Here is a 13,728-nt window from a genome sequence, read left to right as displayed (position 1 = left end):
GTCGAGCGCAGGGCACGGACCCTGCACCCTCATCTAAGCGTTACGCGCCGACTACGATCGGTCGGGCCAGAGGCGGGACGGCGGCGCTGGTAGGCGCGATGCCGGCTTCGAACTCTGGACGGAAATACTTGATGGCACTGCCCAAAGGCTCCACGGCACCCGGTGCGTGAGCACAGAAGGTCTTGCCTGGGCCGAGGAAACCCACCAGACCCAGCAGGGTCTCGATGTCGCCTTGCTGGCCTTGGCCATTCTCCAGGGCCATCAGCAGCTTGACGCTCCATGGCAGGCCATCGCGGCAAGGGGTGCAGAAGCCGCAGGATTCACGGGCGAAGAACTGCTCCATGTTGCGCAGCAGCGACACCATGTTGATGCTGTCGTCCACCGCCATGGCCAGGCCGGTACCCATACGGGTGCCCACTTTGGCGATGCCGCCGGCATACATTTGCGCATCCAGATGTTCTGGCAACAGGAAGCCGGTACCGGCGCCGCCTGGCTGCCAGCACTTGAGCTTGAAGCCGTCGCGCATGCCGCCGGCGTAGTCTTCGAACAGCTCGCGTGCGGTCACGCCGAAGGGCAGCTCCCACAGGCCAGGGTTCTTCACTTTGCCGGAGAAGCCCATCAGCTTGGTGCCGTGGTCTTCGCTGCCTTCGCGGGCCAGAGATTTGTACCACTCCACGCCGTCGCCGATGATCGCCGGCACGTTGCACAGGGTCTCGACGTTGTTCACGCACGTCGGCTTGCCCCATACGCCCACGGCGGCAGGGAAGGGCGGCTTGGAGCGTGGGTTGGCGCGACGGCCTTCCAGGGAGTTGATCAGTGCGGTTTCTTCACCGCAGATGTAACGCCCGGCGCCGGTGTGGACGAACAGCTCGAAATCGAAGCCGCTGCCCAGGATGTTCTTGCCCAGCAGGCCCGCGGCCTTGGCTTCTTCCACGGCACGCCGCAGGTGCTTGGCGGCGGTGGTGTACTCGCCGCGCAGGAAGATGTAGCCGCGGTAGGTTTTCAGTGCGCGGGCACTGATCAGCATGCCTTCGATCAGCAGATGGGGCAGTTGCTCCATCAGCATGCGGTCTTTCCAGGTGTTGGGTTCCATTTCGTCCGCGTTGCACAGCAAGTAGCGGATGTTCATGGATTCGTCTTTGGGCATCAGGCCCCACTTCACGCCGGTGGGGAAGCCCGCACCGCCGCGACCCTTGAGGCCGGCATCCTTGACGGTCTGGACGATGTCGTCCTGGGACAGGTCGGCGAAGGCCTTGCGGGCCGCCGCGTAGCCGTTCTTGGCCTGGTACTCGTCGAGCCATACGGGCTCGCCGTCGTCACGCAGGCGCCAGGTCAGGGGGTGGGTTTCTGCGGTGCGCGCAATGCGGTTCGCAGGGCCGAAAGAGGTCAGGGTCATACGTAGCCCTCCAACAGTTTGGCCACGCCAGCAGGCTGCACGTCGCCGAAAGTGTCGTCGTCGATCATCAGCGCCGGGGCCTTGTCGCAGTTGCCCAGGCAGCACACTGGCAGCAGGGTGAAGCGGCCGTCGGCGGTGGTCTGGCCGAGGCCAATGCCCAGCTCGCTCTGGATCTGGCTGACCACGGACTCGTGGCCGCCGATGTAGCAGACCATGCTGTCGCAGACGCGAATGATGTGGCGGCCCACTGGCTGACGGAAGATCTGGCTGTAGAACGTCGCCACACCTTCAACGTCGCTGGCGGGGATGCCAAGGATCTCGCCGATGGCGTAGACCGCGCCGTCCGGCACCCAGCCACGTTCCTTCTGGACGATCTTCAGGGCTTCGATCGACGCCGCGCGCGGGTCTTCGTAGTGATGCATCTCGTGCTCGATGGCCGAGCGCTCGGTTTCGCTCAGGGCGAAACGGTCTGTCTGGATAAGCGTGCTGTTCATGCTTAGCGGTCCACGTCGGCCATAACGAAGTCGATACTACCCAGGTACGCGATCAAGTCCGCGACCATGCTGCCGCGGATCACCGAAGGGATCTGCTGCAGGTGCGGGAAGCTTGGGGTGCGAATCCGGGTGCGGTAGCTCATGGTGCCGCCATCGCTCGTCAGGTAATAACTGTTGATGCCCTTGGTCGCTTCGATCATCTGGAAGGATTCGTTGGCCGGCATCACCGGGCCCCACGAAACCTGCAGGAAGTGCGTGATCAAGGTTTCGATGTGCTGCAGGGTGCGCTCTTTCGGCGGCGGCGTGGTCAGCGGGTGATCCGCCTTGTACGGGCCTTCCGGCATGTTGCGCAGGCACTGGTCGATGATCTTGATGCTCTGGCGCATCTCTTCGACGCGAACCATGCAGCGGTCATAGGCGTCGCCGTTGGCAGCCAGCGGCACTTCGAACTCGAAGTTCTCGTAGCCGGAGTACGGACGAGCCTTGCGCAGGTCGAAATCGCAACCGGTGGAACGCAGGCCGGCACCGGTGACGCCCCACTCCAGGGCTTCCTTGGTGTTGTAGGCGGCAACGCCGATGGTCCGACCCTTGAGGATGCTGTTCTGCAGGGCAGCCTTGGTGTACTCGTCGAGGCGCTTGGGCAGCCATTCGACGAAGTCCTTGACCAGTTTTTCCCAGCCGCGGGGCAGGTCGTGGGCGACGCCGCCGATGCGGTACCAGGCCGGGTGCAGACGGAAGCCGGTGATGGCTTCGATCACGGTGTAGGCACGCTGACGGTCGGTGAAGGTGAAGAACACCGGGGTCATGGCACCGACGTCCTGGATGTAGGTACCCAGGAACAGCAGGTGGCTGGTGATGCGGAAGAACTCGGCCATCATGATGCGGATGACGTCGACCTTCTCCGGTACCTTGATGCCGGCCAGCTTCTCGACCGACAGCACGTACGGCAGGTTGTTCATCACCCCGCCGAGGTAATCGATACGGTCGGTGTAAGGGATGAAGCTGTGCCAGGACTGACGCTCGGCCATTTTCTCGGCACCACGGTGGTGGTAGCCGATGTCCGGTACACAGTCGACGATCTCTTCACCGTCCAGCTGCAGGATGATGCGGAAGGCACCGTGGGCCGAAGGGTGGTTCGGGCCCAGGTTGAGGAACATATAGTCCTCATTGGCACCGGAACGCTTCATGCCCCAGTCTTCCGGACGGAAGCGCGCGGCTTCCTCTTCCAGCTGCTGCTTGGCCAGGGTCAGGCTGAACGGGTCGAACTCGGTGGCGCGGGCCGGGAAGTCCTTGCGCAGCGGGTGACCTTCCCAGGTCGGCGGCATCATGATCCGCGAAAGGTGAGGGTGGCCGGCAAAGTCGATGCCGAACATGTCCCAGACTTCACGTTCGTACCAGTTGGCGTTGGGCCAGATACCGGTCACGGTCGGCAGGCTGAGGTCGCCTTCGGACAGGGCCACCTTGATCATCACGTCGCTGTTACGTTCGATCGACAGCAAGTGGTAGAACACGCTGAAATCGGCACCCGGCAGGCCTTGGCGCTTGGTGCGCAGGCGCTCGTCTACGCCATGCAGGTCATAGAGCATGACGTACGGCTTGGGCAGGTTGCGCAGGAAGGTCAGGACTTCAACGAGTTTGGAGCGAGTAACCCACAGCACCGGCATGCCGGTGCGGGTGGCCTGGGCGGTGAACGCCTCAGGGCCAAAACGGTTATTGAGTTCGACGACCACATCCTGGTCGTCAGCCTTATAAGGCGGGATGTACAGAGCACTGCCTGTAGTCATGGTTTTTTATCGCTTTCGGTCAACGTAAAGAGTGAAACCAGTGTCGTTTCTTCGTGAGAACAGATCTGGATCAGACTTCGTCAGGGCTGCGCAGGTTGGTGACCTGAATACGCTGTTCGCGGCGCTGCTCCTTTTGCGACGGCATTTCGGCGCGGTACACGCCTTGATCACCGACGACCCAGGAAAGTGGGCGACGCTCCTGGCCAATGGACTCTTGCAAGAGCATCAAGCCTTGCAGGAATGCCTCAGGGCGGGGCGGGCAGCCAGGTACGTAGACGTCCACGGGCAGGAACTTGTCCACCCCCTGAACTACGGAGTAGATGTCGTACATGCCGCCGGAGTTGGCGCACGAACCCATGGAGATAACCCATTTTGGCTCGAGCATTTGCTCATAGAGACGCTGGATGATCGGCGCCATCTTGATGAAGCAGGTGCCGGCAATAACCATGAAATCTGCCTGACGCGGCGATGCCCGGATAACCTCGGCGCCAAAGCGCGCGATGTCGTGGGGCGCCGTGAAGGCAGTGGTCATTTCCACGTAGCAGCAGGACAGACCGAAGTTGTACGGCCACAGGGAGTTCTTACGCCCCCAGTTGACCGCGCCGCTCAGCACGTCTTCCAGCTTGCCCATGAAGATGTTTTTGTGGACCTGATCCTCTAACGGATCGGAAACGGTTTCCCGTTCGCCGATCGGGTACTGATCGTTAGGAGCATCGGGGTCGATCCTGGTGAGATTGTATTGCATCGCCAAAGCCTCATTGTTTTAGCTTCGCCTGCCGCTTACGACGACCTTCCGGAGCCCAGTCAAGAGCCCCCACTCGCCAAAGGTAGACAAGACCTGCCAACAGAATTGCTATGAAAACGAGAGCTTCGACGAATCCGGTCCAGCCGCTTTCGCGGACGGACACAGACCAGGCAAAGAGAAATAGGGCTTCGATATCGAAGATCACGAAGAGCATCGCGACCAGATAGAATTTGGCTGAGAGCCGCAAGCGGGCGCCACCGGTAGGTAGCATGCCGGACTCGAACGGTTCGTTTTTGCTGCGGCCCCAGGCTTTTGACCCGAGGAGGCTGGAGACGCCGAGCATGAAGGCGCAAAGGCCGACAACACCCAGAAGGAAAATGGCAAAGCCCCAGTTGTGGGCCATGAGTCCTGTCGCTTCGGGCATGCTGGTAATCCTTAACAGAGAGCAAGAGTCTCTGAGCTTGATAAAGAAATAAAGCAGTGACGATATGTCGCAGCGCAATCAATCGCGCTGATTTTATGGCTAAACACCGGGCAAGTAAAATTTCTAAAGCGAAATTGTTTATCGTAATAAGGACATAGCTCACCCCTGTAGCCCCGTAAGCCGCGGCCTGTGGGCATTAGGGGAGGTTTTGTTAATTATGTTTTGTTGCTGCTGCAACGAAAGTTACAGCGTCTAAATGATAATCAATATTGTTTGGAGGTTGTTTTAATCTGCTTTCCTTCGGGGAGTGGGAAAGTTGCTTGTTATATCCCTGTTACTGCAAGTAGCAGGGGCGCACCTTTTAACCTGTTTCGCTACGGGTAACACCGCTCTGGATCAATTTTTTGTCGGCTTTTGCGCAGCAGTCGGCTTGACGCTGAATTTTCCGGCCAGTGGGAGGGTGGGTGTTGCGGGGAGCCCGCTTCGCCGGCAAGCCGGCTCCTACGGGTGGGGGTGCAAAAAAAACGCCCCGAACCAGGTCGGGGCGTCAGCTTTACAGCAATGCAGTTGTTTTTAGCGGGTCTGCATTGGCCGCTCGATCAAGGCACGAGGCCTGGAATCAGTGGAACTGCTCTTCTTCGGTGGAGCCGGTCAGAGCGGTTACCGAGGACGAACCACCCTGGATCACGGTGGTCATGTCGTCGAAGTAGCCGGTGCCCACTTCCTGCTGGTGAGCCACGAAGGTGTAGCCTTTGGCGGCGTCAGCGAATTCCTGCTCTTGCAGTTTCACGTAGGCGGTCATGTCGTTGCGGGCGTAGTCGTGCGCCAGGTTGAACATGCTGTGCCACATGTTGTGGATGCCGGCCAGGGTGATGAACTGGTGCTTGTAACCCATGGCGGACAGTTCGCGCTGGAACTTGGCGATGGTTGCGTCGTCCAGGTTCTTCTTCCAGTTGAAGGAAGGCGAGCAGTTGTACGACAGGATCTGGTCCGGGTATTCCTTCTTGATCGCTTCGGCGAAACGACGGGCTTCGTCCAGGTCCGGCTTGGCGGTTTCGCACCAGATCAGGTCGGCGTACGGAGCGTAAGCCAGGCCGCGGGCGATCGCTTGATCCAGGCCGGCTTTTACTTTGTAGAAGCCTTCCTGAGTGCGGGTGCCAGTCACGAACGGCTGGTCGTACGGGTCGCAGTCCGAAGTCAGCAGGTCAGCAGCGTTGGCGTCGGTACGGGCCAGGATGATGGTCGGTACGCCGGCAACGTCGGCCGCCAGACGGGCAGCGGTCAGCTTCTGTACGGCTTCCTGAGTCGGAACCAGTACCTTGCCGCCCATGTGGCCGCACTTCTTCACGGAAGCCAGCTGGTCTTCGAAGTGAACGCCAGCGGCGCCTGCTTCGATCATGCTCTTCATCAGCTCGTAAGCGTTCAGCACGCCGCCGAAACCGGCTTCAGCGTCAGCCACGATCGGTGCGAAGTAGTCGATGTAGCCGTCGTCGCCCGGGTTCTTGCCGGCTTTCCACTGGATCTGGTCGGCACGACGGAACGAGTTGTTGATGCGCTTGACCACGGTCGGAACCGAGTCCACCGGGTACAGCGACTGGTCGGGGTACATGGATTCGGCGGAGTTGTTGTCCGCAGCCACTTGCCAGCCGGACAGGTAGATCGCCTGGATCCCCGCTTTGACTTGTTGTACAGCCTGGCCGCCGGTCAGGGCGCCCATGCAGTTGACGAAATCTTTCTCAGGACGGAAGGACGGCTTGGCGCCTTGGGTGACCAGGTTCCAGAGCTTCTCGGCGCCCATGCGTGCCAGGGTGTGCTCGGGTTGGACCGAGCCACGCAGACGGACCACGTCGGCAGCGGAGTAAGTGCGAGTCACGCCTTTCCAGCGCGGGTTTTCAGCCCAGTCTTTTTCAAGGGCTGCAATTTGCTGTTCGCGTGTCAGTGCCATGGAGATAAACCTCGTCGCGTCTTGTGTAAAAAGTCGTTCTTGGTTGGAGAATTCCGGCTCCGCCGATCACGCAGCATAACGTTGCGTGGAAGGCTGCTCGCTGACCAGGAAGCTTAGGTGGTCAAGTCGGGTCTGGCGGGGATGGCGACGGGTGAACGATGGGCTCGAGGGGAAAGTGAGCAGGTGAAGGCGAGCTGCGGTGCGCATGCGGGCGTCGTGGGCCTTGGTGCGTTCCATCAGTGTGTTGCCGATCGACCTAATTACGCTTCCGTCCCTCGGGACAACTTCGTTCCAGTCGCAATCTCGTCAAACACACCTTGTGGGCAGTACAGACACGAATCGGCTCAGGTGGGTAGGTTAGAGCGGCGATCCGAAGGCCCTTGCCAGGGCCCCTGATTAGCGGGAGCGAGGCCATCATGCCCGCGGTTTTTGGGCTCGTCAAATGTTTTGTAGTGCTTTTTTTGTGGCACTACATCTTTGGTCTAATACGACTAATCAGTCAGTTTTTGGTGCTTTAGTCCAAGGCGTCGACCTTGACTCGCAAGGTCATGTCATCCCGCCCTTGAGTCGAGTAGCTGCGGCCCGGGGCCTGTTTGTCGGCCTGGGTCTGGCGATTGACCCCGGCCAGGGTGATCCACTCGCCGAGGCGCCCGCTGACAGTTGTGTCGGTACTTTGCACGTTCACTACATCGGGACGTTCCTGGCTCATGCGGTCACGGTTGGTGCTGATGCTCAGGTGCACGGTCTCGCCGGTCACGCTGGCCGTCACGTAAAAGCCCTGGGTGACGTTGCGGTATTGAGTCTGGTTTTGCAGGCGACCGTAGGGATCGGTCTGGGTGGTGGTCAGGGGGACGCTCTGGCCTACCTGGATCAGCGCCGGCACGCCTTCGCTGGCCTGGACCTGTTGGATGCCGCCATCGCGGCTCTCGGTGCTGCGATTGATGATTCGGGTCTGAGGCGCGCCGTTGACCGAATAGCCCTGATTGTCCTGGAAGTTGTTTTCATTGGTGTCGACGGTGATCAGCAGGCGCTTGGCCGCCGTATCCAATTGCGCAATGAAAGCCCGCAGTTCGGCGATCTTGCCCGGTTCGGCATTGACGATCAGTTGGTTGCCATAGGCGCTGACCTTGCCGTCCTTGCCAAGAAAGTTCTGCGCCACCGGCAGCAGGTCGGCGCTGGTGCGGTTGTTGAGGGGCACGATCTCGGTGGCGGCCATGACCGAGCAGCTGAAGGTCAGCAGCAGCGTCGTGAGCAAGGTGCGTAGGGACATATCCGTTATCTCCGGGAGTAGCTGGCGTAAAGCCTTGAGTTTGACACTTTGTCGGCTTTGGGTGGGGCAAGTTGAATCCTAGACGGCAAAACGCCCCGGCATCCTGGTCTTGCGCCGGGTGGGTGCAAGGGGATGGCGGGGCGTTCGTTCTGGCGATTGCCGCTAGGGCTGGTCGGTCAGGCGCCGCGAACCATGTCGACGTGGGGGATTCCCGCTTCGAGGAATTCCTCGCTGACAATCGAGAAGCCCAGGCGCTCGTAGAACGGCGTGGCCTGGACCTGGGCGCTGAGCATCTGTTGCTTCAGGCCGCGTTTCTCGGCTTCGTCGATCACTGCGCGCATCAGCGCATCGCCGACCTTGAGGCCGCGCCAGTCCTTGAGCACCGAGACCCGGCCGACATGGCCGTCCGGCAGCAAGCGTGCGGTTCCGATAGGGAAATCACCCTCGAAGGCCAGGAAGTGCACGGCGCTGTCGTCGTCGGCGTCCCACTCCAGCTCGGGTGGAACGGATTGTTCGGCAATGAACACTGCTTCACGAATGCGCCGGATCTCGGCGTTATCCTTTTGCCAGTCTGCGACACGTACGTGAATCTTATTCATCGGCAAACCCCAGGCTCCCTTGCTTGACCAGTTCACACAGCAGGCCGCGCCCATCTTCATCCGCCAGCCAGGGGCCGAGGTTGTCGATATGCAGGGCGTCAGCGGCGCAAATCATTTTCAGCAGCTCGCGCAGTTTACCGGGAAGCAGGCGACTTTGGCCGCTGGCGAACAGCAGCAGGTCTTCATCCACTTCCGACCAGGCCAGGCGCGCGCTTGGATTGCGGATCAGGATAGCGCCCTGTTCCAGGCTGCCCAGCAGGTCGTCCTCTTCCAGTTCCGGGCCGACCACCAGTTCCGGGTAGCGTGGCTCGGTCATGAATTGGCCGAACCAGGTCAGCAGCAGGCGCTCGTCGCTCATGTGCTCGGCCAGCAGGCCCTTGAGGCGATCGAGGGCGTCCTGCTGGATCTGGTGCGGGTCGCTGGCCGGCTGCACGTCGGCATCGGTGTAGCGATCTTCGTCCGGCAGGAACTGGCCGAGGAAGTCGGTGAAGTGGGTCAGCACTTCGGCGGCGCTTGGAGCGCGGAAGCCCACCGAGTAGGTCATGCAGTCATTCACCGCGACGCCGTAGTGAGCCAGGCGCGGTGGCAGGTAGAGCATGTCACCCGGCTCCAGGACCCAGCTTTCGGTCTCTTCGAATTCGGCGAGGATGCGCAGGTCCGCGTGCTGCAGCAGCGGGCTTTCGGAGTCGCACATCTGGCCGATCTTCCAGTTGCGCTTACCGTGGCCCTGCAGCAGGAACACGTCGTAGTTGTCGAAGTGCGGACCGACATTACCGCCAGGTGCGGCGAAGCTGATCATCACATCGTCGATGCGCCAGCTCGGCAGGAAGCGGAAGTGTTCCAGCAACTCGGCGACTTCCGGTACGAACTGGTCCACGGCCTGGACCAGCAGGGTCCAGTCGCGTTCCGGCAGCTTGCTGAACTCGTCTTCGGCGAAGGGGCCGCGACGCAGCTCCCAGGGGCGCTCGCCGTTCTCGATCACCAGGCGCGATTCGACTTCTTCTTCCAGGGCCAGGCCGGCCAGTTCGTCGGGTTCGATCGGGCTTTCGAAGTCAGGCAGGGCCTGACGGATCAGCAGGGGCTTCTTCTGCCAGTAGTCACGCAGAAATTCCCGTGCAGTGATGCCGCCCAGAAGTTGAAGTGGAATATCAGGATTCATGTGTAACCTATTGAAAAAGTGCACTTTTCTAGCATGAATAAAAACGCCCGGCGCGGCCGGGCGTCAAAAGGTCGAGCAATCGGTCAGATACGCTTGGCCTGGGCCACGGCATTGCCGATGTAGCTGGCCGGGGTGAGCTTCTTCAGCTCGGCCTTGGCCGCGGCAGGCATGTCCAGCCCGTCGATGAAAGTCTGCAGCGCTTCAGGGCTGATGCCCTTGCCGCGGGTCAGTTCCTTGAGTTTTTCGTAAGGGTTTTCGATGTTGTAGCGACGCATCACGGTCTGGATCGGCTCGGCCAGGACTTCCCAGCAAGCGTCCAGGTCTTCAGCGATCTTCTGGGCGTTGAGCTCCAGTTTGCTGATGCCCTTGAGGCTGGCTTCGTAGGCAATCACGCTGTGAGCAAAGCCCACGCCCAGGTTGCGCAGTACGGTGGAGTCGGTCAGGTCGCGCTGCCAGCGGGAGATCGGCAGCTTGCTCGCCAGATGCTGGAACAGGGCGTTGGCGATCCCCAGGTTGCCTTCGGAGTTTTCGAAGTCGATCGGGTTGACCTTGTGCGGCATGGTCGAGGAACCGATTTCGCCGGCAATGGTGCGCTGCTTGAAGTAGCCCAGGGAGATGTAGCCCCAGATATCGCGATCGAAGTCGATCAGGATGGTGTTGAAGCGGGCGATGGCGTCGAACAGCTCGGCGATGTAGTCGTGCGGCTCGATCTGCGTGGTGTAGGGGTTGAAGGCCAGGCCCAGTTCGTCTTCGATGAAGGCGCGGGCGTTGGCTTCCCAGTCGATGTCCGGGTAGGCCGACAGGTGGGCGTTGTAGTTGCCCACGGCGCCGTTGATCTTGCCCAGCAGCGGCACGGCAGCGACCTGAGCGATCTGACGCTCCAGGCGGTACACGACGTTGGCCAGTTCTTTGCCCAGGGTGGTCGGGGAGGCCGGCTGACCGTGAGTACGCGAGAGCATCGGCACTTCGGCGAAACGGATCGCCAGTTCACGGATGGCGTTGGCGGTCTGGCGCATCAGCGGCAGCATTACTTCATCACGGCCTTCGCGCAGCATCAGGGCGTGGGACAGGTTGTTGATGTCCTCGCTGGTGCAGGCGAAGTGGATGAATTCACTGACGTTGGCCAGCTCAGGCAGCTTGGCGGCTTGTTCCTTGAGCAGGTACTCGATGGCCTTGACGTCGTGGTTGGTGGTGCGCTCGATCTCTTTGACGCGCTCGGCGTGCTCCAGGGAGAAGTTCTCTGCCAGGGCATTGAGGACAGCGTTGGCTTCGGCGGAGAACGCCGGCACTTCGCTGATGGCGCTATGGGCGGCCAGGCGTTGGAGCCAGCGCACTTCAACGAGGACGCGAGCACGGATCAGGCCGTATTCGCTGAAAATGGGGCGCAGGGCCTGGGTTTTGCCGGCGTAGCGGCCGTCAACAGGGGAAACCGCAGTGAGCGAAGAGAGCTGCATGGGGTGTTCTCGGACAGTCGGGCAACGAAATGGGGCGCGTATCATACATGAAAATATCCGCAGGTCCGTTGCCAACTGACCAGCGTCTTACGCGCAGCTCTTGAAAAATCAGGCGCAGCTCAGCTGCTGCGCATCAACGGATACAGCTCTTTAAGCAATTTGCGCCGGCTGATCACCAGTTGCCAGCGATGGCCGCCCAACTGGCGCCATAGGCGCGCCGAACGAATGCCGGCCAGCAGCAGGGCGCGGATCTTCGAGGCGTTGCTCGGTTGCTGCAGGTTGCGCATGTCGCCGTGGACTTGGATACGCTGGCGCAGGGTGCTCAGGGTGTCCTGATACAGCCCGCCGCACGCGGCAATGACGTTTTCGTGGGCCGGGCCGAAGTGTTCGACCTGGGACTGGATCTGCGGCAGGCGCTTGCCAATGGTTTCCAGCAGGTCGTCGCGCTTGGCCAGCTGACGCTCCAGGCCGAGCATCGAGAGCGCGTAGCGCAAGGGCTCGCGTTGCAGGGTGCTGGGGTCGCGCTCCAGGGCGCCGATCAGGGCGCGGTAGCCCTCGCGCAGGTTGATGTCGTCGCCGCCGTAGACTTCCAGGGTGTCTTTCGGGTCGCGAATCAGCAGGCTACCGAGCATGCAGCTCAAGGCAGCTTCACTGACCTGGCCGGTCTTGGCGATGCGGTCCACCAGCACCGCTGCGAGGAATACACCACCCAGCGCCGTCAATTGCTCCTGAATCGGGCTCATGGACGGACGTCCTTGCTGCTCCAGGGTTCGGCCACTTCGATGACGCCGCCACCAAGGCAGATTTCACCGTCGTAGAACACCACGGACTGGCCGGGTGTCACGGCGCGCTGTGGATCGTCGAAGGTGGCGCGGTAGCCGTTGGCGGTCTTTTCCAGGGTGCAGGCCTGGTCGCTCTGGCGGTAGCGCACCTTGGCGGTCAGGCGTCGTGGCTGGTTCAGGTCGATGGGGCTGACCCAATAGATGTCGGAGGCCAGCAGGGCGCGGGAGAACAACCAGGGATGATCGTTGCCCTGGCCAACGATCAGTTCGTTGTGCTCCAGGTCCTTGATCAGCACGTACCACGGCTCTTCGCCGGCATCTTTCAGGCCGCCGATGCCCAGGCCCTGGCGCTGGCCGATGGTGTGGTACATCAGGCCGTGATGGCGGCCGATGACTTCACCTTCGGTAGTCTTGATCTCGCCGGGCTGGGCTGGCAGGTATTGTTTGAGGAAGTCGCTGAAGCGCCGCTCACCGATAAAGCAGATGCCGGTGGAGTCTTTCTTCTTGGCGGTAGCCAGGTCGTGTTTCTCGGCGATGGCGCGCACTTCGGGTTTTTCCAGCTCGCCCACCGGGAACAGGGTCTTGGCGATCTGCTCGCCGCCAACGGCATGGAGGAAGTAGCTCTGGTCCTTGTTTGGGTCCAGGCCCTTGAGCAGTTCGGTGCGGCCGTCGATGTCGCGACGACGCACATAGTGCCCGGTGGCAATCAAGTCGGCGCCGAGCATCATGGCGTAGTCGAGGAACGCCTTGAACTTGATTTCGCGGTTGCAGAGGATGTCCGGGTTCGGCGTGCGGCCGGCCTTGTATTCGGCCAGGAAGTGCTCGAACACGTTGTCCCAGTACTCGGCGGCAAAGTTGGCGGTGTGCAGCTTGATGCCAAGCTTGTCGCACACGGCCTGGGCGTCCGCCAGGTCGTCCATGGCGGTGCAGTACTCGGTTCCGTCGTCTTCCTCCCAGTTCTTCATGAACAGGCCTTCCACCTGGTATCCCTGCTCCATCAGCAGGAGGGCGGAAACGGAAGAATCCACGCCGCCGGACATGCCGACAATGACGCGCTTCTTTTGGGTGTCAGAAGGGGCTGGATCACGCATAGGAATTCAATGGGTGTCTTGAAAAAGGACGCGATTCTAACAGGCTGAGGCCTGCAAGGCTAAAACTGCGGTTAAAGCATTGGTCGGATCAGCGCCAGGCTGTGCAGTTGGCCGTCCAGGTAATCGTCCAGGCACTGCAGGATCAGCTCGCTGCGCCAGTTGGCCCGTTGTTCCAGCAGTTGCTCGCGGGTCAGCCAGCGGGGGCCGATGATGCCGTCGTCCAGTTGATAGTCCGGATGATGGCGCAGCGGCTTGGCGGCAAAGCACACGCGCTGGTAGGTCACGCCGTTGCTGGGGGCGGTATAGAGGTAGATGCCGACCACGCCGGTTAGCTCCACGCCCCAGCCGGTTTCTTCCAGGGTTTCGCGGATGGCCGCCTGGAGCAGGCTTTCATTGGCATCCAGGTGCCCGGCAGGCTGATTGAGCACGGCCTGTTCGCCCGAGTACTCCTCGACGAACAGGAAGCGCCCCTGATCTTCGACGATGGTGGCGACGGTGATGTGAGGTTGCCATTCCATAAAGCCTCTCCTTTTATAAGGGGTAAGCATTGTAGGAGCCGGCTTGCCGGCGAAGCGAGCACCGCCT

General features: G+C 61.1%; 13 protein-coding genes. All 13 read right to left on the bottom strand.

Going from position 1 to position 13,728, the window contains the following annotated elements:
- Window positions 1-40: 40 nt before the first annotated feature.
- The 13 genes from nuoF to FW796_RS18450 all read right to left on the bottom strand — a co-directional run bounded on the left by nuoF (window position 41) and on the right by FW796_RS18450 (window position 13,661).
- Window positions 41-1,396 (bottom strand): NADH-quinone oxidoreductase subunit NuoF, encoded by a 1,356-nt coding sequence (nuoF, locus tag FW796_RS18510; RefSeq protein ID WP_253164795.1) that lies wholly within the window; start codon window positions 1,394-1,396, stop codon window positions 41-43.
- Window positions 1,393-1,890, bottom strand: coding sequence for an NADH-quinone oxidoreductase subunit NuoE (gene nuoE / locus FW796_RS18505; protein ID WP_011062188.1), 498 nt, complete (start codon window positions 1,888-1,890; stop codon window positions 1,393-1,395). The genes nuoF and nuoE overlap by 4 nt, the downstream gene beginning before the upstream one ends.
- 2 nt (window positions 1,891-1,892) lie before the next feature.
- Window positions 1,893-3,674, bottom strand: coding sequence for an NADH-quinone oxidoreductase subunit C/D (gene nuoC / locus FW796_RS18500; protein ID WP_346635089.1), 1,782 nt, complete (start codon window positions 3,672-3,674; stop codon window positions 1,893-1,895).
- Between the two features lie 70 nt (window positions 3,675-3,744).
- Window positions 3,745-4,419: a NuoB/complex I 20 kDa subunit family protein gene (locus tag FW796_RS18495; RefSeq protein ID WP_011062186.1), complete on the bottom strand. Its 675-nt coding sequence runs from the start codon at window positions 4,417-4,419 to the stop codon at window positions 3,745-3,747.
- 10 nt (window positions 4,420-4,429) lie between these two features.
- Window positions 4,430-4,843 (bottom strand): NADH-quinone oxidoreductase subunit A, encoded by a 414-nt coding sequence (locus tag FW796_RS18490; protein ID WP_011062185.1) that lies wholly within the window; start codon window positions 4,841-4,843, stop codon window positions 4,430-4,432.
- A gap of 619 nt (window positions 4,844-5,462) precedes the next feature.
- Window positions 5,463-6,788: an isocitrate lyase gene (gene aceA / locus FW796_RS18485; RefSeq protein WP_025126589.1), complete on the bottom strand. Its 1,326-nt coding sequence runs from the start codon at window positions 6,786-6,788 to the stop codon at window positions 5,463-5,465.
- A gap of 514 nt (window positions 6,789-7,302) precedes the next feature.
- Window positions 7,303-8,058 (bottom strand): secretin N-terminal domain-containing protein, encoded by a 756-nt coding sequence (locus FW796_RS18480; RefSeq protein ID WP_346635088.1) that lies wholly within the window; start codon window positions 8,056-8,058, stop codon window positions 7,303-7,305.
- A 176-nt stretch (window positions 8,059-8,234) separates the two neighbouring features.
- A complete protein-coding gene (locus tag FW796_RS18475; RefSeq protein WP_016964775.1) occupies window positions 8,235-8,657 on the bottom strand; it encodes a GNAT family N-acetyltransferase in 423 nt (140 codons plus the stop codon).
- On the bottom strand, window positions 8,650-9,816 hold the full coding sequence (locus FW796_RS18470; protein WP_346635087.1) for a ribosomal protein uL16 3-hydroxylase: 1,167 nt from the start codon (window positions 9,814-9,816) through the stop codon (window positions 8,650-8,652). The genes FW796_RS18475 and FW796_RS18470 overlap by 8 nt, the downstream gene beginning before the upstream one ends.
- An 83-nt stretch (window positions 9,817-9,899) precedes the next feature.
- Entirely contained in the window at window positions 9,900-11,270 is a 1,371-nt protein-coding gene (gene purB, locus FW796_RS18465) for an adenylosuccinate lyase (protein ID WP_110723301.1), read from the bottom strand.
- A gap of 119 nt (window positions 11,271-11,389) precedes the next feature.
- Complete coding sequence (hflD, locus tag FW796_RS18460) at window positions 11,390-12,013, bottom strand: high frequency lysogenization protein HflD (protein WP_011062179.1); 624 nt, start codon at window positions 12,011-12,013, stop codon at window positions 11,390-11,392.
- Window positions 12,010-13,143, bottom strand: a complete 1,134-nt coding sequence (gene mnmA, locus FW796_RS18455; protein WP_446439736.1) for a tRNA 2-thiouridine(34) synthase MnmA — start codon at window positions 13,141-13,143, stop codon at window positions 12,010-12,012. The genes hflD and mnmA overlap by 4 nt, the downstream gene beginning before the upstream one ends.
- Before the next feature lie 71 nt (window positions 13,144-13,214).
- Complete coding sequence (locus FW796_RS18450; RefSeq protein ID WP_446439735.1) at window positions 13,215-13,661, bottom strand: NUDIX hydrolase; 447 nt, start codon at window positions 13,659-13,661, stop codon at window positions 13,215-13,217.
- Between the last annotated feature and the right edge of the window lie 67 nt (window positions 13,662-13,728).

This window comes from Pseudomonas sp. 910_21, assembly GCF_052850735.1.
This window is presented reverse-complemented; position numbering and strand designations above follow the sequence as displayed.